We start from the raw sequence: 21,307 nt of genomic DNA, 5'->3' as shown, positions 1-21,307 counted from the left end.
ACCGATGGCAAGAGCAGGGACAGCACGGAACGAAAATCTCACGTCACTCCTAACCGGGGCAGCGGCATCACGCGGACGTGGAGGGCGACCGTACGGTGATTTTCCGCCCCACCCACCGTGCGCGCAAGAAACTAACGGAGGGAACTTTTCGAACTTATCAGCGTTGGCAGCGGCGGGTGGGCGGCTGTAGCGTCCAAGTTCATGTCGACTGATAATCCGCGGTACGGGTTGCGGGGTCGGCAGGACGAGTGTTTGGTGCTGGACCGGCTGGTCGAGAGTGTGCGGTCGGGGCAGAGCCAGGTGCTGGTGGTTCGGGGGGATCCCGGTGCGGGGAAGTCGGCGTTGCTGGCCTACATCCGGCACGGTGCGGTCGGTTGCCGGGTGGCGCATGCGGTCGGGGTCGAGTATGAGATGGAGCTTCCCTACGCGGGGCTGCACCAGTTGTGTGCGCCGATGCTTCCGTTGCGGGAGCGGCTGCCCGAGCCGCAGCGGCTGGCGCTCGAGACGGCGTTCGGGCTTCGGGCGGAAACGCCTCCGGATCGGTTCGCCGTCGGTCTCGCAGTACTCGGGCTGTTGTCCGAGGCCGCGGAGGAACAGCCGCTGATCTGCGTCGTCGACGACGCGCAGTGGCTGGACGAGGCGTCGGCGCTGACCATCGCGTTCGTTGCCCGCCGGCTGTTGGCGGAGTCGGTCGGGCTGGTGTTCGCCGTACGGCGGTCCAGTGAGATGCGCGAACTGGCCGGGCTTCCGCAGGTGATCCTCAGCGGGCTCAAGGACCGGGACGCGCGCGGGCTGCTCGACGCGGCGTGGCCCGGGCGGCTGGACGACCAGGTGCGGGATCGCGTCATCGCCGAGTCGCGGGGCAATCCGCTCGCGCTGCTCGAGCTTCCGCGCGGTCTGAGCCCGGCCGAGCTCGCCGGCGGATTCGAGCTTCCGAACGCGTCGCCGCTGACGAATCAGCTCGAACGGAACTTCCTGCGACAGGTCGAGGCGCTCCCGGAGGAGACGCGGCTGTTCCTGCTGACGGCAGCCGCCGAGCCGGTGGGTGACGTCGCGTTGCTGTGGCGGGCGGCAGCCCTCCTCGGGCTGAGGATCGCGGCCGGGGTTCCCGCGCAGGAGGCCGGGCTGATCGAACTCGGCGCCTACGTTCGGTTCCGGCATCCGTTGGTGCGGTCCGCGGTCTACCGGACTGCGCCCACGGCCGACCGGCTGAGGGTGCATGCGGCGCTGGCCGAGGCGACCGACGCCGACCTCGATGCCGATCGGCGTGCCTGGCATCACGGCCACGCGGCGCCCGGCCTGGACGAGTCCGTCGCCGACGAGTTGGAGCGCTCGGCCGGACGCGCGCGGGCTCGCGGCGGGATCGCCGCTGCCGCCGCGTTCCTCCAGCGAGCGGCGGAGCTGACCCCGGATCCGGGCCGTCGTGGCCGGCGCGCGCTCGCCGCGGCCGAGGCCAAGGTCGGATCAGGCGCACTGGAGGGCGCGCAGCGGTTGCTGGCCATGGCCGAAGGGGCCCCGCTCGACGGCCTCGGGCGTGCGCAGTTGGCCCAGCTGCGGGCACAGATCATCTTCGCCGTACGCCGTGGTGTCGACGCGCCGCCGGCGTTGCTCGACGCGGCCGAGAAGCTCGCGCCGTACGACGTCGTGGCGGCCCGCGAGACCTACCTCGATGCGCTCGGAGCCACGGTCTACGTGGGCCGGATCTATCCCGAGGTCGGCCCACGAGAGGTCGCCGCCGCTGTTCGGAAGGCTCCTCCCGCCCAACGCGCGGACAGGCCGGCGGACCTTCTCCTCGACGGTCTGGCAACTCTGTACCTGGACGGCTACCTGGCCGGGATCAAGCCCCTTCGGCAGGCGATCGAAGCATTCCTGCAGGCGACTGGTGACGACGAGAACGACGTACTGCGGTGGTTCTGGCTGCCCTGGCTCGTTGCGGGCGACCTGTGGGACGACGCGAAATGGCACGATCTGTCCACCAAGGCGGTGCGGTTGTGCCGCGAGGCCGGTGCGCTCACCGCCCTGCCGCTGGCACTCGGGTACCGCGCGTTCGTGCATCTGAACTCCGGCGAGTTCGCGGCAGCATCCACCCTGCTCGCGGAAGGCGATGGGATCACCGCGGCGACCGGCGGTGCTGCCGTGCGCTATCCGGCGCTGATGCTCGAGGCCTGGCGCGGCGGCGATCCGGACGCGGTCATGGCGACCTTCGACAGCGAGCTCGCGGATGTGACCGAGCGAGGCGAGGGCCGGGGGATCAGTGGCAAGGGGTATGCGACCGCCGTACTGAACAACGCCACCGGTCACTACGATGCCGCGCTGGCCGAGGCCCGGGTGGCCTGCCAGTACAACGACATCGGCATCTACGGCCTCGCTCTGATCGAGCTGATCGAAGCGGGCACCCGCACCGGCGCGTACGACGAAGCCACGGACGCCCTGCACCGCCTGACGGAGCGGACGACGGCGGCCGGCACCGACTGGGCGCTCGGCGTACAGGCCTGGTCGCAGGCGATGCTCAGTGACGGCGAGACCGCCGACGCTCGCTACCAGGAGGCGATCGCGCGACTCGAGTGGACCCGCGTCGTCGTCTACCTCGCCCGGGCGCGGCTGTCGTACGGCGAGTGGCTGCGTCGGGAGGGGCGCCGTGTCGACGCACGTGAGCAGCTGCGCGCGGCGTACGACATCTTCAGCCGGATCGGCGCGCAGGCGTTCTCCGAGCGCGCCCGCCGAGAGCTGTCCGCGTCGGGCGAGACGGCACGCAAACGCGGCGAGGAACCGCATGGCGTGCTCACCCGGCAGGAGTCGCAGATCGCGCGGCTCGCGCGGGACGGCTTGTCCAACCCGGAGATCGGCGCCGAGCTCTACCTCAGCCGGCACACCGTGGAATGGCACCTGCGGAAGGTGTACGCGAAGCTCGAGATCAGCTCACGCAACCAGCTCGGCCACCTACCGATCAGCCGCCTCGAGTCAGCCTAGTCCTGGAGTGTGCTCAGCTGGGCCTCGAACCGGGTCATCGCATCGACATGCAGGAACGTCGCCCAACTCACCCGCGCAACTCCCAGCGAGGCCAGCTCGGCCGGAGACTGCCCTTGCGGCCAGCACGTGATGTTCACCGGGCCCTGGACCTCCGAAACGAAGGCAGCGAGTCCGTCCGACTCCCACGGACCGATCGGGTAGACGCAGTCGACGCCCGCGTCGAAGTAGGCCTTCGCGCGCCCGGTCGCTTCCGGTACCAGCTCTGCGTACGCCTCCGGTCCGGCGCCGGCCATGAACGGTGCGATGAACACGTCGATCCGGGCGTTGATGACGAGCGGGTAGTCGCGCGCCGCCGCGGCCTCGCGAATCGCGATCAGCCACTCAGCGTGTACGCCGGGGTCGCGCAGCCCACCGTCGCGATGATCGGTGTCCTCGAGATTGCAGCCGGCAGCACCTACTGCCAGCAGCGCCTCGACAATCTCGGCCGGCTCCATCCGATAGCCGCCCTCGGCATCCACTGACACCGGTACGTCGACCGCCCGCACGATCCGTGCCGCCGCGGCGAGCATCTCGTCGCCCGGCGCACCCTCGTGGTCCTCGTACCCGAGGGACGCAGCAACTCCGCCACTCGTGGTCGCGACGACCGGATAGCCGGCGGCGACCACAGCTCGCGCCGTGGCCGCATCCCAGGCGTTCGGTAGGAGCAACGGATTGCCCGGGCGATGGAGCGAGCGCAGTAGCTCGCATTGCTGCTGGAGTTCGGTCATGTCGCCTCGAGCCTCGACGTGGTGTCACAAACCGGAGGTCTGCCCTGTCAACGTCTCCAGAGGAGTTCCCAGAACAGACTGCAGGACTCGAGAATACTGAGGAGGCGGGGATGAGCACCACTGATCGCCGGGGCGGATCCGGCATTTCGCAGCGAGAGAGTCTGGAGATCGAGGCCGCGAACGCCTCCGGCACCACGCCGGTCGTGTTCGTGCACGGACTCTGGCTGCTGCCGAGCAGCTGGGACAACTGGGCGGAGTTGTTCAAGCGCGCCGGGTATGCGCCACTGACACCGGACTGGCCGGACGATCCGGCAACGGTCGAACAGGCGCGGACGAATCCGGAGATCTTCGCGAAGAAGACCCTGAAGCAGGTCGCCGACCACACCGCCGAAGTGATCCGCAAGCTCGACCAGAAGCCCGTCGTCATGGGGCACTCGACCGGCGGACTCGTGGCGCAGATGATCGCCGGCCGTGGACTCGCGGCGGCGACGGTCGCCATCGACCCGGGCGTCTTCCGCGGCGTGCTGCCGCTGCCACCGTCCGTGCTCAAGTCGAGCGGGCCGTTCCTGGTGAACCCGAAGTGGCGGGGCCGGAGCATCACGCTCAGCTTCGACCAGTTCAAGTACGCCTGGGCGAACGCCCTCGACGAGGACGAGGCACACCAACTCTACGACACGTACCACGTGGCGGCGTCCGGGATGGCGCTGGCGCAGATGGGCAGCGCCAACATCAACCCCCGGACCGAGGCACGGGTCGACACGATGAACCCCGACCGTGGTCCGTTGCTGATCCTCGACGGCGAGAAGGACCACACCGTTCCGTGGGCGATCGCCAACGCGTCGTACAAGCGGCAGAAGCGCAACCCGAGTGTCACCGAGATCAAGAAGATGCCGAACCGCGGGCACGCGCTGACCATCGACCACGGCTGGCAGGAGGTCGCCCAGACCGCCCTCGACTTCGCCACGCGCTACGCCCCGGCCAAGGCGAGCTGAACACGCCCGAAGCTCCGGCCGGTACGCCGGAGTGGGCGTAGCGTCCCTCGTGACGGATCCGCAGCAATCCCATCACGAGGGACACCGCCCATGCTGAGAATTCTTCCTGTACTGCTCGCTGCCACGATGCTGACCGCGGCCGTTGTGCCGGCGGAGGCGTCGACGACCGCCGCCTCCGATCCCGCGCGGGCCGAGCTCCGCGGCATCGTCGAGAACGTCGCCGGCGCCACCGGCAAGCGGTACGGCGTGAAGGACGACGCCGGTCATGTCATGGACACGGTGAAGATCATCCAGGACTCGACCGGTGGCTATCTCGCGGTCTCACACCACCTGGCGAGCGACGGCCACTTCCGGGTGAACCTCGCGACCTCGACGGATCTGCTCAACTGGCATTGGGTTCGCGAGCTGGCCGGCAGCAACACCGGCCCCGCGTCGCAGCCGACGATCATCCAGGCCTCGAACGGCGGGTTCGTCCTCGCGTGGGAGCAGGAACAGCCCGGCGGCGGCAACAACCACCTCGCCTTCCGGTACTTCGCCAATCGCGCGGATCTCCTGGCCGGCAACGTCAGCCGCTCGTACGACGCACCCCGCCGGCTCTCGTCGTGCGCGGAAGGCACCCCGAACATCTACAGCGTGACGTTGTCGCCCGACATCGATCACTCGACGATCGACCTCGGCGGCCACTACTGGTGGAACTGCGATCGCGACCGGCAGCAGCGCGGTACGCTCACCAACTTCAATTCGTGGTCCACGTCCGCCCAGCCGAACTTCGACAACGCCTTGCTCTACTGGGGTGTCAACGGCAACATCGGCGACCGCGACAACACCACGTTCCAGGGTTACAGCTTCGGGTTGATCGAAGGCCAGTACACCAAGGGCGACTTCGGCTCGTGGCGGACGTTCGTCTACGACTACCAGACCGGCAACGCGGACCGGACGACGATCCAGACCAACGGCGGCAGTACGGCGTTCGCCAACCCCACCATCACCAACCTCAAAGCGCCGAACGGCCAGCCGGCCTTCGTGGTGACGCTGTTCATCCCCAGCGAAGGCGCGGCGGCCGGTGAATCCGGCGAACTCATCTACTACAAGACCTACTGACTCCGAAGCAGTAGATGCAGCGCACTGTGGTTGGCGAGACCGCCCAGCGCGCCCAACGCCCGGAAGTTCAGCGTGACGTCGACAACCGTAGGGGAGTCGAAGCGGACCCGGATCGCGCCTTCCTGGCGATGCTCGCCGGTGAGGTCGTGTGGTGGCAGGTCCAGCTCGACGCCGGGCACCGGGTCGCTCTCGATGACGAGCTGCCCGGTGACGTAGCCGTCGTTGACGATCGTGACGTCGATCGGGTGCCAGTGCCCCGGAGCGACGGGCGCGACCCGGGTCGCGGTCCGGGCGACGTTGACGCGCGCCTCCGGGTTGATCGTGACGGAGATCGGGGCCTTGGTGTCGACCGGGCCGCAGCAGCCGGCGGGTTCGCCGTACATCAGTCCACCTCGGATTCGTCGCGGCGGGTCAGGTAGGTGGCCTGCGCGGCGTCGTACGCCTCGCGTGCCTCGGCCCGCTCGGTCTCGCGGATGAAACCGGACTTGGCGTTCCAGAGTGCGTCGACCGAGTCGTGGAGCCACTGCGCGCTCCGCCGGGAGGCACGGATCGGCTGCCCTGCGAACTCGACGAAGATCGGCTGGGTGTGCACGCTGCGCAGGATCCGCAACGCCACCCAGGACGAACGCTCCAGCGGTACGTCGAACTCGATCGCCTGCTCGTTGCCGTCAGCAACCAGCTCCTGCGACGCGACCGGCACACCGTTGACCAGTACCTCGACGAGCACGTTGCGGGTCCGGCCGATCCGCGAGCGTTCGAGATGCCAGCCGACCGGAGCGCTGTACGCCGGTTGACCCGCCGCGGGCAAGGCAGGCGCTTCCTCGGGCAGCCAGGCCGCGACGGTCGCGCTGACCCGGACCGGTCCTGCGGCGTCCGCGGTCTGCTCGCGGCTGGTGTCGCCGTCGATCGCGAAGTCGTAGACTGGCTCCGGCCGTCGCCGAAGTACGACGCCCGGTCCTTCAAGCCACCGAGCCATGATTCCAAGGCCTGCGGGCCTTGCGGCGGCTCGGGCAGCTGGACGTACGTGCGCCCGACGCCGGGGCCGTCGTCGTAGATGCAGGGGTAGTCGGTCTCGCCGAGCATCAGCGTCCGGTAGCCGACGTTCAGCAGGTGGTACCAGATGTTCAGCTCCGCGGCCGGATCGAACTCGGCGCCGCACTGGAAGTCGGCCGCACCGAGCGGTACGTCGACGATGATCTCGTTCGACCCGATCGACTGGAATTCCGGGATCACGTAGTTCGGCAGCTCGCTCGTGCCGACCGAGAGACCGAGCCCGCAGTGCGCGTATCCGACCATCGCGTTCTGCGCGTGACCCCAGCGCATCACCGGCAGGTTGTACGACGGCCAGTCCTCGATGATCTTCGTCCCGGGATAGTCCTGGTCGGTGAGCCCGAGCAGGATCACGTGACCCGAGTGGCTGGACGGGAAGCCCGACACCTCGAGGTCGTACCGCAGCAGGCTCTGTCCGTCATGATCGGTGTCCTGCGGATCCCAGTTCATCCCCTGGGCCTGCTGCATGGCCGGCCACTCCAGCTCCGCGCGTGGGCTGATCGACAGGCCGCTGAAGAACTGCTTCTGGTGGTAGTAGCACGGTCCCCAGGTGAGCACGCTGCCCATCCACAGGCCTTCGCCGCGGACATGCCGGATCATCGTCTCCGGCGTGACGCCCTCGGACGGCACGCTGTAGTGCGAACAGCCGCCGGCGTGGATGTGCGGGTCGCCCGAGTAGTAGCCGTGACGCGCCGGATCGGCCCACCGATCGAGCTCGATCGTCACCGCATCGTCGTCGGCCGTCAGCTCCACCTCGACCTTCACCTCGCGGTACTCCGGTCCGCGCCGCGCGGAGATCTCGTACTGACCGGCCGGGAGCGTGATCACCTCACCGGTCGCGCGATAAACGTGCTCATGGAAGAACATGTCCGGCGCGAGCCGCATCCCCTTCGACGGGTACGACCGCCGTTGCGAGTCGCGAACGGTGAGCGCCGCAACGCAGCTGCTGCCGTCGGGCTCGCGGATGTCGAACCGGATGTCGCGCGCCGGCAGACAGTCGAACTCGTACGACGCCTCGTACTGCCGAATCTCCGATCCCATCCGCCGCCACGCCTTCGCCATCGGCGGCCTGGTGTAGCTGTGCTCGGCCTCCTCGACGGCCAGGACGAATGCCAGCTCGCCCTTGTGGGTGCCGCCGTCGCGGCCGTACAGACTGATCACCTTGTACTCGACGTCAACGCCGGACACATCGGTCGGCCCGGCCAGCTTCACCTCCAGCCGGCTGCGCTCGATCCGCGGGACGATCGTCAACGTGTCCGGCATCGCGATGCGCGCGGCGTGGCTGTGGTAGTCGATGGTGCCGAGCACATGGTTCGACTGCGCGGCGAGCTCGCCGACCAGCCGATGTGGGTTCTCGATCCGGACCAGGAAGCTGCGCCAGCCGTGCTGGACCAGGCGCGGAGGGGCGGCGCCCGGCGTACTCATCGGCAGGCCTTGCTCGTCGATGCGGACATCGACCAGAACATACGGACGGAGCAGGTCCTCGACCGCGGTCGAGGACTGCGAACCTTCGGCCAGCTTGGCCAACTGACCGGCAACGTCGTCGGGTAGTGGTTCACCGATGTCGCGGAGTTTCTCAACTGCTCTCGTCGCAGAAGCGTGCAGCGGTTGGAACACGGGGCCTCCTCGGGGTGCACCGGCCTCCGAGCTTAACGGCCCGACGACGAGTGGCCGGAATCATTTTCTCCGGCCACCCGTGCGATGGATCAGGTCTTGGTCATCTCGAGCGGCGCGACGTCCTGTGTGCCGCGGGCCATCGCGAAGTACCCGTCGAGACTGTCGGCCCGGTGGCGCTCGGGGATGGCGCCGAGCATGACGGTGGTGTCGAGGACGTGGTCGTGGTACGAGAAGTCGCCGGTGCGGGCACCTCCGGCGCTGTGTCAGGTGCCGGGCACCTACGACCGTCGCTTCCCGGACCTCGCGGTCCAGCGCTTGATGACGGCGGTCGTTCCCACTCGGAGCTGACGGATCGCGTACGTGATGTGGACAACCCGCGATTGACGCGCCTCGAAGGCGTCCGTACCCTCACAACCGTAGTGACGGCGCAAGGAAGCCGATGAGACTTCGGCACGGTCGCGCCACTGTGAGCCGCTCGCCTCGTGCGAGCGGTGAGTCAGATACTTCACCGTCACGACGCTCCATTGGATGAGGGACGCACGATCCCCTAGAAGGAGGCTCTCCTCGTGAGCAATCTGTCTGCTCCTACCTCGGTGTCCACGCCGGTCGTCGTACCGGTCTCGCGGGCTGTGATGTGGCTGGTCGGTACGGCGATCGTCGCGTTCGCGATCTACTACTTCGTCGGTGTCGACCAGGGCGCGTACTCGATCTTCGGCAAGGACACGCACATCCACGAGTTCGTGCACGACGCGCGCCACTTCCTCGGCTTCCCCTGTCACTGAGCTCTGACTACTCACTGACATGGAAAGAAAACTCATCCTGCGCGGCGCACTCGCCGGCGCAGCGGCCGGGCTGATCGCGTTCGCCTTCGCGCGGATCTTCGCCGAGCCCCAGATCCAGGCCGCCATCGACTACGAGAGCGGCCGCGACGCTGCCCAGCACGCGCTGGACGAGGCCGCCGGGCTGCCGGTCGAACACGGCGGCCACGACATCTTCAGCCGGACCCTGCAGGCCAACATCGGCATCGGTGTCGGCGTCATCCTGTTCGGTGTCGCGATGGGTGCGCTGTTCGCGGTCGCGTACGCTATCTGCCTCGGCCGGGTCGGCAAGCTGCGCCCGCGCAACCTGGCGATGCTGGTCGCGCTCGGCGGGTTCCTCGGGGTCTACCTCGTGCCGTTCCTGAAGTACCCGGCCAACCCGCCGGCGATCGGGCACGAGGACACGATCCTCGACCGCAGCAATCTGTACCTCGCGATGGTGGCCTGCTCGATCGTGCTGCTGATCGGAGCCGTCCTGCTCGGCAAGCGCCTGCAGCCACGCTTCGGCAACTGGAACGCGACGCTGCTCGCGATCGCGGCGTACGTCGTGATCATCGGCGTACTGATGGCGGTGCTGCCGTCGGTGGGACAGCTGGCGGCGAACGTCGAGGAGTACGGCCGGCACGCGACCGAGACACCGTTGCCGCTGACCGATGACAAGGGCAACATCGTCTTCCCGGGCTTCGACGCGGACACGCTGTACAGGTTCCGGCTGTACTCCGTTGCCGCCCAGGTGCTGCTGTGGAGTGCCATCGGCCTGATCTTCGGTCCGCTCGCGGAGCGCCTGCTCCAGCCGCGCACGGCCCGCACCGAGCAGGCGGAGCCGGTCCGCAACGCATGACGTACGAGCAGGTCGTTGCCCTCGGCCCGTTCTTCGCGCACGAGCAACACCCCTCGGGTACGGCGGCAGTCGCACCCTGGCGAATCATGTCGGAGCTGCTCGACGATCCCGCCGTACTCGAGGACCGGGTGATGACCACCCGCGCCTATCTCGCCGCCGCGGGCGGTCAGGACCCCGAAGCCGTCGAGGTCCGGGTCGCCGCGTCGATCACCCACCTGGGCATGGTCGCGCGCCTCATCTCACCCGCCTTCGCCACGTCGGTCCTGGGCGACGGGGTCCCGCCCCTCGACCTCGAAAGCATCCACTGGCAACCGGTCCTGGGTGGAGCCTTCCCGCTGTCGCTAGCTCCGCCGAGCACCTCACGCGACCTGACGATCGAGCTCTTCGAAGGCCCGATCGCAGCGCTCCACCAGGCGACCCAACCGTTCGCCGTGTCCGACCACATCCTCCGGGGCAATGTGGCCTCGGCTATCAACGGCACCTTCGTCGCCCTCACCAATGCGGCACCCGAGCTGGCAGTCCGAGCCAAAGAAACGGCCGCCCACCTCCTCGCGCACCCATCCCTGCGCGACACCCACACCACGAACGGCACCTTCCGCCGCCGCAGCTGCTGCCTCATCTACCGAGCCGCCCCCGACCATCAGGGTGCCCTCTGCGGCGACTGCGTCCTATCCGGCTGAAGCCGGCCACAGCGCTCTGAGCGCGTCCGGGGTATCCGCCACGGCTTCGGGGCCGAGCAGCGCGAGCTGCTGGATGTAGCCGACCAGAATCGCGATCGTCACGGTCGCCAATGATTCCGCGGACGGACCGGCCGGCAACGCCTCGGTCCGCTGGTACTGCGCAACGACCCCAGCCAGCTCGGACCGCAGCCCGGTGAGCAGCTCCTCGAACGCCGCCCCGATCCGGGGATCGCGCAGCGCCTCGGTCCAGGCCTGTACGCCGATCCCGGCCAGCCCGTTCTCCCGGTGTTTCTCCTGGATGGTTTCGACCGCCGCAGCGAGCGCAGCGCCGAACGATCCGTCGGCGCGTTCCGCCGTGACGGCACGGAGCATCGCGCCGATCTGCCGCATGTTGTCCTCGACGATCGCGACCACCACCTCGTCCTTGCCGGCGAAGTACCGGTAGACGGCACCGGAGGACAGGCCCGCCTCGGCGAACAGGTCCTGCATGGAGGTGGCGTGGAACCCGTTGCGCGCGAAGGCGCGGCGGGCGGCGTCGAGGATGTACTCCCGCCTGGCGTCGCGATACCTCTCGGAAGTCCTCGGCATGAGCAGAGTATAGTCGAAAGAGAACGATCGTTGTCGTTTAGTGAGAGCATCTAACACAATCCGAAAGGCGCAGAAGTGCCCAAGAATCCGCTCGTTCACCACCCGCCGTGGCGCCAGCTGCTGATCCTGTCGGTGGTCGCCCCGCTGATCGTCGGGCTCGCGGTGCTCGCCTTCACCTGGCCGGCATCCCGGACCGAGGCCCGCAGCCTGCCGGTCGGTGTGGTGGGCACCGGAGTGGCCGCACAGAAGGCGGCCGAAGGCCTGACCAGCACGCAGCCGGGCGCCTTCGACCTGCATCTCTACGCCAGCGACGCCGAGGCGCGGTCGGCCATCGCGCACCGCGAGGTCTACGGCGCTTTCGAGGTGAGCAGCCGTCACATCACCTTTCTGACCGCAAGCGCGGCCAGCCCGGCCGTCGCCCAGTTGCTGACCTCGGCCGCGGGGGCGATGGCCGGGCAGCTGTCGTCGACCAGCCGCCCGACGGCTTCGGTGGTTCAGGACGTGGTTCCGACGTCGAGCGAGGATCCGCGCGGCTCGACCTTCGCCGCCGCGATGACACCGCTGGTTCTCGGCGGAGTCATCCTCGCCGTGATGGTCGCCGTCCTGGTCGGCTTCAGGCCGGCGCTCAGAGAGATCGTCGCTCTGGCCGTGGTCTCGTGCCTGGCCGGCGCGAGTGTGCATCTGGTGGCGCAGGACTACATCGGCGCCTTACCGGGGAACCGGATCGGCACCTGGGCCTCGCTGTCGCTGATGCTGTTCGCGATCAGCAGCTTTGTCGCCGGCATGGCCGCGCTGCTCGGACCGGGTGGTGTCGCGGTCGGCGCCATCCTGATGATCTTCGTCGGCAACCCGTTCGCCGGAGTGACATCGGCGCCTGAGCTGATGCCGTCCGTGATCGGCCAGTTGGGGCAGCTGATGCCGCCGGGCGCCGGTGCGAATCTGCTCCGCAGCTCGGCGTACTTCGATGGACACGGCGCGGCGCAGCACGCCGTCGTACTCGGCGTCTGGAGCGTCGTCGGTATCGCCGCGATCTTCGAAGGTCATCGCCGAGTGGCGCACCGTCACAATGCCCGGCACAGCAACGACCTCCTCGCGGAGAGCCCGTTCTACGAGGCGATGAGCGATGTCACAGCCGAGAGCGGTGTCCGGACCTAGAGGCGAGTGGGGCGACATCGGAGTCGTCCTTCGTACGGAACAGGACAGATTCATGAGCAGTCTCATCTCCAGTGCAGCCTCACGGGCGCGAACGCGGCTCGTGGCGATGCTCGCGATACCAGTCGTCATCGCGAGCCTGACTCCCTCGCTGAGCGCCGACGCGGCCCAGAGCGGGCACGCGCCGAGGCCGACCATCGTGCTGGTGCACGGTGCGTGGGCGGACGCGTCGAGCTGGGCGAGCGTCATCGACCGGCTGCAGGACGACGGGTACACAGTGCGGGCGATCCCGAACCCGTTGCGTTCGCTCCCGGGCGACGCCGCCTCGGTGCGGGCGTTCCTCCAGACGTTGTCAGGCCCGGTCGTCCTCGTCGGTCACTCGTACGGCGGTGCCGTCATCACCAACGCGGCCACCGGCCTGCCGAACATCAAGGCGCTCGTCTACGTCAACGCGTTCGCGCTCGACGAGGGCGAGACGGCGCTCCAGGCCGCAGGAGCCGACTCCGCGCTGTCGAACCCGGATCCGACGCAGGTGTTCGACTTCGTACCGGCCGGTCCGCCGACGCCGACCACTGACCTCTACCTGAAGCGGTCGACCGTGTTCACGTCGTTCGCGACCGGCTTGAACGCCGAGGAGAAGGCGATGGTCTACGCGACCCAGCGACCGGGTGCGTTCGGCGGCCTGGCCGACAAGTCCGGTACGCCGGCCTGGAAGACGATCCCGTCCTGGTACCTGATCGGCACCGGCGACAAGATCATCCCGCCGAGCGTCCAGCGGGCGATGGCCAAGCGGGCCGGCTCGAAGGTCACGGAGTTCGACGAAGGCCACCTCGGCCTGATGAGCGACCCCAAGACGACCACGCGCGTCATCGAGCAGGCCGCCCGCTAGGTGAGAACTGTGACCAAGTTGACTGCCGAGTCGACCCGGAGCCCGATCCGCAGACGCTCGTCGCGGATCGGGCTCCGCCAGTTCGTCGAGGCGTTCGCCGCCGAGCATCCGCCGTTGCTGCTGGATTCGGCCGACCTGACGATCAAGGACCCCACTGGCGTACGGCGTCGCTTCGGCGCTGTGTTCAACTACCTGACCCGGGTCGAGTTCGAGGTCGAGCGGAACGTGCTGGAGCTACGGGCATTGATGCCTGACGCAACGGAAACCGACAAGTTCTTCTACGAGGACGTCTGGTCGCCGCAGGAGCTGCAGCACGGCGTACTGCTCGACGCCGTCCAGCACCGGATCGGGATGACGCCGGCGCCGACCGAGCTGTCGCGGGTCGGCGTCCCGATCCGGCTGGCCGGGCTGCTCTCCCATCTGCCCGGCATGCTCGGCGTGATCCGCCTGCTCTACTACCTGACCGGCGCGGCCACCGAGCGGTCCGCGGTGATCGCGTACTCGCGGCTGGTGGACGGTCTGCGGACGATGGGGGAGCACGCGATCGCGTCCACGGTCGTCGTACCGATCAGGCGGCAGGAGCCGGGCCACTTCGCGTTCTACCGCATGTCTGCCGAGTCGCTGGTCCGGGACGAAGGACTCAGCGACTGGCAGCTCCACCTGGCGCGGATCCTGCGCCGGCGGTCGTTCGAGCTCGTCGGCGTCAACAATCGCCGCCAGCGCGCAGCCTTCGGTGACGTCGCGCGGGCACTCCACTTCGACCGGGATCTCGAGGAGGTCGTACGGCAGGTGAGCCTGGTCGAGCGGGAGCTGCTCTGGGCACAGCACCAGGGGATGAAGGTCCCCGGCTACATCCTCGCTGCCCTGCAGGAAGCGATCGAGCTGAGCAAGGCTCGCGGCCGGATCGGCTAGGCCGAGTTCGTCGTACTTGGTGGCAACACCGTGCGGATCTCGCGGCGGGAGTTGATCCCGAGCTTCTGGAACACCGTCCGCAGGTGCCAGTCGATCGTGTGCGGGCTGAGGAAGAGCTCGGCGCCGATCTCCGGATTGGTCATCCCGGAGGCGGCCAGTTGGGCGATCTGCGCTTCTTGTGGGGTCAGCGCCGGCAGGGATTCGACGCGGGTCGCCCGGACCCGCCCGCCGACGCCGTCTAACGCGAGGCCGGCCCGTTGCGCGAAGGCCTCGGCTCCCATCCGGTTGAACAGCTCGTGGGCGGCGTCCAGTTGCACCCGCGCATCGACGGGCCGGTTTCGGTTGGACAGCCATTCGCCGTACAAGAGCCGGGCGCGTGCGCGCATCACCCGGACCTCGGTCTGGTCGAGGCGGTCGATCGCCTCCTGGTACGACGGTTCGGCGGCGACCCCGTCCGTCACCACGGCACGCATACAAGCCAACGTGCCCAGCGCCCACGCCGTACCGCTGGGCTGGGTCAACTCGATCAGCCGCTGGATCGCGTCGGTCGCGCTCGCTCGGCGGTCGGTGCGTACGGCGGCCTCGATCAGCTCGAGCAACGACCAGGTCGACAGCCCCAGCTCCTGCGGATGCTCACAGCCCTTCTCGGCCGCGGCGTACGCCTCCTCGAAGCGTCCCAGGCCGTTGTACAGAACGGCGGCCGCCCATTGGGTTGCCGTCAGCACTTTGCCTTCGCCGCGCAGAGCTCTCGCCTGCGTGACGGCCTCGATCGCGCCCCGGGTCGCCGCCTCCCGACCACGCCAGGGCTCGATGACGAGAGCGCCGTACTGCGCAAGGAACCGGCTGCCCGTCGCCGCGCCGATCGTCATCGCTTCGGCGGCCAGCGAATCCGCGCCGGCGATGTCGCCCGCGAACACGCGGTTCGACAGCCGCAGCAGCAGCGCCGACGGAAGCACGGAGAGCGCTCCGGCCTCGCGGGCGAAGTCGACCAAGCGGGCCGACAGAACGCTCCAGCTGTCGAACTCCCAGGCGTCGTGCGCCATCCGGGAGGCGAGCGGCAACCAGCCCAGCCCTTCCCGCGGAGTGATGCTCTCGTTCTCGAAGGCGACCAGTGCCTGCTTCAACAGCGGTACGCCGGCGGAGTACCCACGGGCGACCACCGCGGCGACACCGTTCAACAGCAGGTCGGTGCGCCCCGGAGCCGGCGTGGGCGGCGTGATCAGTACGGCCTCGGCGATGTCTTCGACCCCACCGCTCTCTATCCGGCCGGCGGTCAGAGCCGCGTACATCGCGTCGCGATAGGTCTCGTGGGCAACCCTCACGTCGACCGGCTCGAGACGTTTCGCCGCGTCGAGCAGCAGCGGCAGCGCCGCGCTGGGACTCCTGGAGGCGAACGAGATCCGTCCGCGCAGCAGCTCGGAATGTGCCAGCTCGAGCTCACCGAGACGGCTGCGTTCGGCCGCGTCCAGCAACTCGAGCGCGGTGTCGAACGCACCGGCTTGGTACTTCGCTTGCGCCGCCGCGAACGCCCTTGCACCGCGGCGATCCGGATCCGGAGTCAGCTCGGCGGCCCGTGCCAGGAAGGCTGCCGCCGCCGCGATCCCACCACGGGCCTGGGCCCGGTCGGCGGACTGCTCCAACTCCGCGGCGACGTCCTCATCGGGACCGACCGCCGCATGCGCGAGATGCCAGGCGCGACGGTCGGGATCGGAACGTGGGTCGGTCGCGTCGGCCAGTGCTTGGTGTGCCTTCCGGCGGTTCGTCAGCGGAGCGCGGTAGTACACGGCCGACCGGACGAGCGGATGGCGGAACCGGACGCGAGCGCCGATGGTGATCAGCCCGGCCGCCTCAGCGGGTGACGCGGCCGCGAGGAGACCGATGCCTGATCCCTCGGCTGCACGCCACAGCAACATCACGTCGCCGACGGGCTCGGCGGCGGCGATGAGGAGCAGGCGCTGAGTCATTTCGGGGAGCGACTCGAGCCGGCGCAGGAAGCCTTCCTCGAGCTGGCTCGCGAGCGACCCGCGGTCCTGGTCGCCGAAGCCGGCCGGGATCTCGCCGGTGGTGAGACCGCGCGGCAACTCCAGGATGGCCAGCGGATTGCCGTGCGTCTCTGCGACGATCTGGTCGCGGACCTGCTCGTCGACGCGTCCCGGCGTGACCGAATCCAGCAGGGCTCGCGCGTCGCGGTCGTTCAGTCCGAGGATCGGGAGCTCGCGCAGTCCGGAGAGGTCGTTCTCGTCCGTTCCGCGGGTACCGAAGAACAGCCCGACCTGTTCCGCGAGCAGACGCCGGGCGACGAAGGCAATGGTCTGTGCGGAGGCTCGATCCAGCCATTGCGCGTCATCGACGAGGCAGAGGAGCGGCTTCTCCTCGGCGACGGCGGCGAGCAGGCTGAGCACGGCGAGGCCGACGAGGAAGCGGTCCGGCGGCGTACCGGAGCTCAGGCCGAAGGCCGTCCGCAGCGCGTCACGCTGCGGTTCCGGAAGCTCATCGGCTCGATCCAGGAACGGCGAGCAGAGCTGATGCAGCCCGCCGAACGCCAGCTCCATCTCGGACTCGACTCCCGCGGCTCGTACGATCCGGCAGTCGATCGCATGCGACGCAACGTAGTCCAGCAGCGCGGTCTTGCCGATACCGGCATCGCCGCGAAGAACCAGGACGGCGCTTCGCCCGGCGCGCAGCGCTGCGATCTGCTGATCCAGCTCCGAACATTCACTCCGCCGGCCGTAAAGGACCTGGCGCGGATCCACAAGCACCGCGGTCACCCGACCTTCCACTGCCCAGTCAGTGAGCCTATCCGCGCTCGATGAGCAGGTGCAATCAAGCGACCAGATCGGCGGTCAGGAGCTCTTCGAATCCGGTCAGATCACCGGCTCGTGCTGCGTCGAGGAACGCGTGCACGAAGTGCTGGTGTGACTCTGTGCTGACGATCGTCGGCTTGTCGGTCGCGATCCGTCGCCGCGCCCGGCAGACCAGCTGCCTGCTGTTCGCCGTACCGAGGTGGAGGAACTCCGCGACCTGTCCGTACGAGTAGTCGAAAGCCTCACGAAGTACGAACGCCGCACGTTCCCTGGGGGACAGGCTCTGAAGGACCAGGAGTACTGCGTGTTCGACGGCGTCGCTCTGCTCGGCTGTGGTCGCCGGGTCCTCGCCGTCGTCGATGCGCTCGGCCGCCGCAGACGTCATCGGGGTCTCGTGGCGACGCCGGGCGGACTGGCAGACGTTGATCGCGAGCCGTGTGGTCATCGTCGCCAGGAGTGCCTGCGGATTCTCGACGACCGTACGGTCCGTGCGCTGCCAGCGCAGCCAGGTCTCCTGCACCAGGTCCTCGGCGTCGCTCGCGCTGGAGAGGAAGCGGTACGCGATCGCCAGCAGTCGCGGACGGACTTCCAGAAAGGTTGCGACCGCCTCGTCCAGGTCGCCGCTGTCTCCGTCATACCGCTGCTCCGACACTGTGGCGTTCACGGTTCCGGCTCCTCTCCGGCTCGTCGTGCGCTTGGATCCACGATCCGGCCGGAGGCTCCGTGGTCGCGCCGCTGAAGGACGTGGGCAGCTACGTAGTCGCGAACACCACGTATGCGTGGGGCCCACCACGTGGTTGCCCTCTGCAACGTGCGGATGCCGCGTCACCCGGGACGGTGACGCGGCATCGAAGGGTCGGTTCAGTTGGTGCCGAGCGCTTTGCGGAGGATGTGGATCGCCTGCTCGACGGCACCCGTGGTGGCGGCGGTTTCACGCAGCGGGTTCACCATCATGAAGTCGTGCAGGATGCCGTTGTAGCGGACGAAGGTCGTCCGTACGCCGGCCTCGAGCAGCTTGCGTCCGTACGCCTCGCCCTCGTCCCGGAGTACGTCGTTCTCGTCGACGATCAGGAATGCCTCCGGCAGCCCGGACAGTTGCTCCGTCGTCGCCCGCAGCGGAGACGCGGTGATCTCCGAGCGCTTGGACTCGTCCGGCAGGTAGCAGTCCCAGAACCACGCCATTCCCTTGGCGCTGAGGAACGGGCCGTCGGCGAACTCGAGGTAGCTGTCCGTGTCCTGTCCGGCATCGGTGACCGGGTAGTACATCGACTGGTGGACGAACGTGACGTCGCCCCGCTCCTTGGCCATCAGCGTCAGCACGGTCGTCATGTTCCCGCCGACGGAATCGCCCGCGACTGCAAGCCGTGATGCGTCCAGGCCCTCGGTCGCTCCGTGTTGCGTGATCCACTGCGCGGTCGCGTAGCCCTGCTCGATCGCGACCGGGTACTGCGCCTCGGGCGACCGGTCGTACTCCACGAAGACGATGGCCGCGTTCGCGCCGACCGCCAGTTCGCGCACGAGCCGGTCATGGGTGCCGGCGTTGCCCAGCACCCAGCCGCCGCCGTGCATGTACAGCACGGTCGGCAGCGAGCCGGTCGCGTCGACGGGTTTGACGATCCGGACCTGGACGTCGCCGACCTCGGCCGGGACGGTGATCCACTTCTCGCTGACGTCGAGTTTGGCGATCGGGGCCGCCTGGACGTCGTCGAGGACCTTGCGGGCGCCGGCCGGTCCGAGCTCGTACAGGAACGGCGGCTTCGCCGTTGCGTCTGCGAACTCCTGGGCCGCCGGCTCGAGGAAATGCTTGCTCATGGAGATGCGTCCTTCCGGTGTCTGGGCGCCAACGGGTCGCCTGCTTCGAAGTCCGGGTAGCGGCGCAGTTCGTGACATCACGTCACACCGGTCGCACTTCTGCGGTCATAGGTTGTGAAGCAGATAGGGGAGCGCGATGAGTTCCACGCCGCAACACCGTGCCGAGCTGTTCGTCATGATGCAGCTGCGGCGACTGAGCTTCGGCCACAATCCGCTGCGCCGAAGGGTCGACCGGATCGAGGCAGCGTTCTTGCTGGTCGCGGTCGTGGTCGCCCTGCTGGTGATCCCCGCAGCAGCAGCCCTCGGTACGACGCTGCACGATCACGCCGCGGAGTCCGCGGCCGAGGAACGTGCGAGCGTCCACCAGGTCCACGCGCGAACGCTCGAGAGCACGGCCAACGCCGTACCGTCCACCTTGGGCCTCAGCACCACGTCGGTTCGGGTCAAGTGGCAGGACTCAGCAGGCACGTCTCACGAAGGAAAGACAGACGTCTTGCTCGGTACTGCGGTGAACGCCGACGTGCTGATCTGGATCGACCAGGCGGGGCGCCCCACCCACCTCCAGCGACAGCGCGGCCCTCGGGACCGCGATCGCATTGACCTTCCCACTGATCGCCTGGCCGGCCATCTTCGCCGCGTTCCGCCTCGCCCGCCGCCCACTCGACCGCCACCGCGCCGACGAATGGGCCCGCGAATGGCGACGGGTCGCACCCCGCTGGACCGGCCGCCAGTCCTAGCCGACGACCTCGTCGCGTCGACCGAGGAGGTCGAGATGAAGCCCACCAACCGCTGGCAGCAGCGAGGTGCCTGCACTGCCGAGGATCCCGAGCTGTTCTTCCCACTCGGTACGACGGGACCGGCACTGCAGCAGATCGAGTCCGCGAAGGAGGTCTGCCGCCGCTGCGAGGTAGCCGACACCTGCCTCGACTGGGCGCTGCGCACCGGCCAGGACGCCGGCATCTGGGGCGGCCTCGACGAACTCGAACGCCGCGCGCTGAGACGCAACAGGTCCCGCGCCCGCCAGGAACAGTCGCCTTAAGTTTTGCGAACGAAATAGCGGTGATAACGGCATCCTTACCGTGCTCGGAAAATCCTCTCGGGGATCGCGGAAAGTCCTACTGTCAAAGGCGTTCCAGTGATTCCCTGCGTGAGGAGAATTTCCATGCCCATTCAGTCTGCCCGGTTGCTGGCGCCTGCTTTCGCCGCCGTTGCGGTGGCGTCATTGCTGGCCGCCGCGCCCGCGAACGCCGCAGTGGACGGACGGTCCGGCGGCGACGTGGTCGTCGGTCACGTGTTCGAGACGACGAACGCGACCGCCGGCAACGCGGTCCAGGTCTTCGATCGGCTGCGTGACGGCCGGTTGCGCGTCGGTGCCACGGTCGCGACCGGTGGTCGCGGGCTCGGTGCGTCGCTTGCTTCGCAGTACGGACTGGTGCGCGACGGCAACCTGCTGTTCGCAGTGAACGGCGGCGACGACACGGTGTCGACACTCGCCATCACCGACCGGGGTCTCGTACGCCGCGATGTCGCACCCAGCGGCGGCGACCTGCCGGTCAGCGTCACCGTCCGCCACGGGGTCGTGTACGTCCTGAACCAGAACAGCGAAACCATCAGCGGCCTCCGGGTCAGCCACGACGGGCGCCTGCAGCCGTTGCCGCACTCCACCAGGTCGCTCAGCAAGTCCGGCGCGACCCCGACGGCGGCCGCACAGGTCTCGTTCACTCCCGACGGCCGGAGCCTGGTCGTCACGCACAAGGGTGACCAGACGATCGACACGTTCGCCGTGCACAACGGGTACGCCGGGTCGGCCACGCCGCATCACTCTGCCGGCGTCACGCCGTACGGATTCGACTTCGACCGTCGTGGCGATGCGATCGTCTCCGAAGCCGGCCCGTCAGCGGTCTCGTCGTACTCCGTGCACGGCAACCAGGTGCGGACGATCAGCGCTTCGGTCGCTGACCAGCAGGCCGCGGCGTGCTGGCTCGTCGTCACCCGCGACTACGCCTTCACGGTCAACGCGGCGAGCGCCTCGATCTCGTCGTACCGCATCAGTTCCGACGGGCGGCTGCACCTGCTGGCGTCGGTAGCGGCTCCGACCAGCGCCGGCGGATCCGACGCGGCGCTCAGCCCCGACGGCCAGTTCCTGTACGTGCGCCTGTCGAACGGCTCGGTCGCGTCGTACGCCGTCCACCACGACGGCACGCTGACGAAGCAGCAGGACATCGGCGGCGCGACGACCGCCGGGACGGCAGGCCTCGCCACCAGCGGCATTGTGCATTGATGCGCGGATCTGCATCATAGGAGCCACTATTGC

Annotated in this window: 18 protein-coding genes, 1 pseudogene and 1 riboswitch; of the genes and pseudogenes, 11 read left to right on the top strand and 8 right to left on the bottom strand. The window is 68.6% G+C overall.

The genetic code is table 11. The annotated features are described in order from the left end of the window. Positions 1-201: 201 nt before the first annotated feature. Positions 202-2,970, top strand: a complete 2,769-nt coding sequence (locus tag FDA38_RS28505; protein ID WP_137257209.1) for an AAA family ATPase — start codon at positions 202-204, stop codon at positions 2,968-2,970. On the opposite strand, the gene FDA38_RS28500 is transcribed toward FDA38_RS28505, so the two are convergent. Then, positions 2,967-3,737, bottom strand: a complete 771-nt coding sequence (locus tag FDA38_RS28500; RefSeq protein ID WP_137257208.1) for an isocitrate lyase/PEP mutase family protein — start codon at positions 3,735-3,737, stop codon at positions 2,967-2,969. The two genes, FDA38_RS28505 and FDA38_RS28500, sit on opposite strands and share 4 nt — an antisense overlap. A 110-nt stretch (positions 3,738-3,847) precedes the next feature. On the opposite strand from FDA38_RS28500, the gene FDA38_RS28495 reads away from it, so the two are divergent. Continuing rightward, on the top strand, positions 3,848-4,729 hold the full coding sequence (locus tag FDA38_RS28495; RefSeq protein WP_137257207.1) for an alpha/beta hydrolase: 882 nt from the start codon (positions 3,848-3,850) through the stop codon (positions 4,727-4,729). A 90-nt stretch (positions 4,730-4,819) separates the two neighbouring features. Further along, a complete protein-coding gene (locus FDA38_RS28490; protein ID WP_202877875.1) occupies positions 4,820-5,830 on the top strand; it encodes a hypothetical protein in 1,011 nt (336 codons plus the stop codon). On the opposite strand, the gene FDA38_RS28485 is transcribed toward FDA38_RS28490, so the two are convergent. The 3 genes and pseudogenes from FDA38_RS28485 to FDA38_RS28475 form a co-directional block, all read right to left on the bottom strand. After that, positions 5,824-6,213, bottom strand: a complete 390-nt coding sequence (locus tag FDA38_RS28485; protein ID WP_137257206.1) for a hypothetical protein — start codon at positions 6,211-6,213, stop codon at positions 5,824-5,826. The genes FDA38_RS28490 and FDA38_RS28485 overlap by 7 nt on opposite strands. A gap of 28 nt (positions 6,214-6,241) precedes the next feature. Next, entirely contained in the window at positions 6,242-8,497 is a 2,256-nt protein-coding gene (locus tag FDA38_RS28480) for a CehA/McbA family metallohydrolase (RefSeq protein WP_137257205.1), read from the bottom strand. A gap of 89 nt (positions 8,498-8,586) precedes the next feature. Then, positions 8,587-8,727, bottom strand: a pseudogene (locus tag FDA38_RS28475) (methonine synthase); the annotation flags it as partial. A 176-nt stretch (positions 8,728-8,903) separates the two neighbouring features. After that, a riboswitch (cobalamin riboswitch) is annotated at positions 8,904-9,024 on the top strand. Positions 9,025-9,063: 39 nt separating this feature from the next. On the opposite strand from FDA38_RS28475, the gene FDA38_RS28470 reads away from it, so the two are divergent. The 3 genes from FDA38_RS28470 to FDA38_RS28460 are packed head-to-tail and all read left to right on the top strand — an operon-like array spanning position 9,064 to position 10,836. Beyond that, positions 9,064-9,279, top strand: coding sequence for a CbtB domain-containing protein (locus FDA38_RS28470; RefSeq protein ID WP_233714974.1), 216 nt, complete (start codon positions 9,064-9,066; stop codon positions 9,277-9,279). Positions 9,280-9,298: 19 nt separating this feature from the next. Then, positions 9,299-10,156 (top strand): CbtA family protein, encoded by an 858-nt coding sequence (locus FDA38_RS28465; protein WP_137257204.1) that lies wholly within the window; start codon positions 9,299-9,301, stop codon positions 10,154-10,156. Further along, positions 10,153-10,836, top strand: coding sequence for a (2Fe-2S)-binding protein (locus FDA38_RS28460; RefSeq protein ID WP_137257203.1), 684 nt, complete (start codon positions 10,153-10,155; stop codon positions 10,834-10,836). The genes FDA38_RS28465 and FDA38_RS28460 overlap by 4 nt, the downstream gene beginning before the upstream one ends. On the opposite strand, the gene FDA38_RS28455 is transcribed toward FDA38_RS28460, so the two are convergent. Next, complete coding sequence (locus FDA38_RS28455) at positions 10,825-11,424, bottom strand: TetR/AcrR family transcriptional regulator (RefSeq protein WP_170989906.1); 600 nt, start codon at positions 11,422-11,424, stop codon at positions 10,825-10,827. The two genes, FDA38_RS28460 and FDA38_RS28455, sit on opposite strands and share 12 nt — an antisense overlap. A 75-nt stretch (positions 11,425-11,499) precedes the next feature. Between FDA38_RS28455 and FDA38_RS42400 the strand changes: the two genes are divergently transcribed. Genes FDA38_RS42400 through FDA38_RS28440 form a run of 3 tightly spaced genes read left to right on the top strand, consistent with a single transcriptional unit; the run spans position 11,500 to position 14,377 of the window. After that, positions 11,500-12,579 carry an ABC transporter permease family protein gene (locus tag FDA38_RS42400; protein ID WP_170989905.1) on the top strand — a complete coding sequence of 360 codons (1,080 nt, stop codon included), beginning with the start codon at positions 11,500-11,502 and terminating at the stop codon, positions 12,577-12,579. A 52-nt stretch (positions 12,580-12,631) separates the two neighbouring features. Beyond that, positions 12,632-13,465: an alpha/beta fold hydrolase gene (locus FDA38_RS28445; protein WP_137257201.1), complete on the top strand. Its 834-nt coding sequence runs from the start codon at positions 12,632-12,634 to the stop codon at positions 13,463-13,465. A 9-nt stretch (positions 13,466-13,474) separates the two neighbouring features. After that, positions 13,475-14,377: a GTP-binding protein LepA gene (locus FDA38_RS28440; protein ID WP_233714973.1), complete on the top strand. Its 903-nt coding sequence runs from the start codon at positions 13,475-13,477 to the stop codon at positions 14,375-14,377. Here the strand turns inward: FDA38_RS28440 and FDA38_RS28435 are convergent. The 3 genes from FDA38_RS28435 to FDA38_RS28425 form a co-directional block, all read right to left on the bottom strand. After that, the gene (locus tag FDA38_RS28435; RefSeq protein WP_202877873.1) at positions 14,374-17,145 is read right to left on the bottom strand and encodes a helix-turn-helix transcriptional regulator; all 2,772 of its coding nucleotides are present in this window, start codon (positions 17,143-17,145) and stop codon (positions 14,374-14,376) included. The genes FDA38_RS28440 and FDA38_RS28435 overlap by 4 nt on opposite strands. 55 nt (positions 17,146-17,200) lie before the next feature. Then, entirely contained in the window at positions 17,201-17,845 is a 645-nt protein-coding gene (locus FDA38_RS28430) for a sigma-70 family RNA polymerase sigma factor (RefSeq protein WP_170989904.1), read from the bottom strand. Positions 17,846-18,042: 197 nt separating this feature from the next. Beyond that, a complete protein-coding gene (locus FDA38_RS28425) occupies positions 18,043-18,993 on the bottom strand; it encodes an alpha/beta hydrolase (protein ID WP_137257199.1) in 951 nt (316 codons plus the stop codon). A 136-nt stretch (positions 18,994-19,129) separates the two neighbouring features. Between FDA38_RS28425 and FDA38_RS43755 the strand changes: the two genes are divergently transcribed. Further along, positions 19,130-20,032: a WhiB family transcriptional regulator gene (locus FDA38_RS43755; RefSeq protein WP_456073110.1), complete on the top strand. Its 903-nt coding sequence runs from the start codon at positions 19,130-19,132 to the stop codon at positions 20,030-20,032. Positions 20,033-20,155: 123 nt separating this feature from the next. Then, positions 20,156-21,274 carry a lactonase family protein gene (locus FDA38_RS28415; RefSeq protein ID WP_137257198.1) on the top strand — a complete coding sequence of 373 codons (1,119 nt, stop codon included), beginning with the start codon at positions 20,156-20,158 and terminating at the stop codon, positions 21,272-21,274. Positions 21,275-21,307 lie beyond the last annotated feature (33 nt).

It is taken from the genome of Kribbella jiaozuonensis (assembly GCF_005233875.1).
Lineage (GTDB): Bacteria > Actinomycetota > Actinomycetes > Propionibacteriales > Kribbellaceae > Kribbella > Kribbella jiaozuonensis.
Note: the sequence above shows the minus strand (reverse complement) of the source record. Positions and strands in the feature narration are given on the sequence as shown.

Excerpts from the sequence above, each read along its gene's own strand:
- FDA38_RS28505 (WP_137257209.1), top strand. The coding sequence starts at position 202 with ATGTCGACTGATAATCCGCGGTACGGGTTGCGGGGTCGGCAGGACGAG.
- FDA38_RS28500 (WP_137257208.1), bottom strand. The coding sequence starts at position 3,737 with ATGACCGAACTCCAGCAGCAATGCGAGCTACTGCGCTCGCTCCATCGC.
- FDA38_RS28495 (WP_137257207.1), top strand. The coding sequence starts at position 3,848 with ATGAGCACCACTGATCGCCGGGGCGGATCCGGCATTTCGCAGCGAGAG.
- FDA38_RS28490 (WP_202877875.1), top strand. The coding sequence starts at position 4,820 with ATGCTGAGAATTCTTCCTGTACTGCTCGCTGCCACGATGCTGACCGCG.
- FDA38_RS28485 (WP_137257206.1), bottom strand. The coding sequence starts at position 6,213 with ATGTACGGCGAACCCGCCGGCTGCTGCGGCCCGGTCGACACCAAGGCC.
- FDA38_RS28465 (WP_137257204.1), top strand. The coding sequence starts at position 9,299 with ATGGAAAGAAAACTCATCCTGCGCGGCGCACTCGCCGGCGCAGCGGCC.
- FDA38_RS28460 (WP_137257203.1), top strand. The coding sequence starts at position 10,153 with ATGACGTACGAGCAGGTCGTTGCCCTCGGCCCGTTCTTCGCGCACGAG.
- FDA38_RS28455 (WP_170989906.1), bottom strand. The coding sequence starts at position 11,424 with ATGCCGAGGACTTCCGAGAGGTATCGCGACGCCAGGCGGGAGTACATC.
- FDA38_RS28445 (WP_137257201.1), top strand. The coding sequence starts at position 12,632 with ATGAGCAGTCTCATCTCCAGTGCAGCCTCACGGGCGCGAACGCGGCTC.
- FDA38_RS28425 (WP_137257199.1), bottom strand. The coding sequence starts at position 18,993 with ATGAGCAAGCATTTCCTCGAGCCGGCGGCCCAGGAGTTCGCAGACGCA.
- FDA38_RS43755 (WP_456073110.1), top strand. The coding sequence starts at position 19,130 with ATGAGTTCCACGCCGCAACACCGTGCCGAGCTGTTCGTCATGATGCAG.
- FDA38_RS28415 (WP_137257198.1), top strand. The coding sequence starts at position 20,156 with ATGCCCATTCAGTCTGCCCGGTTGCTGGCGCCTGCTTTCGCCGCCGTT.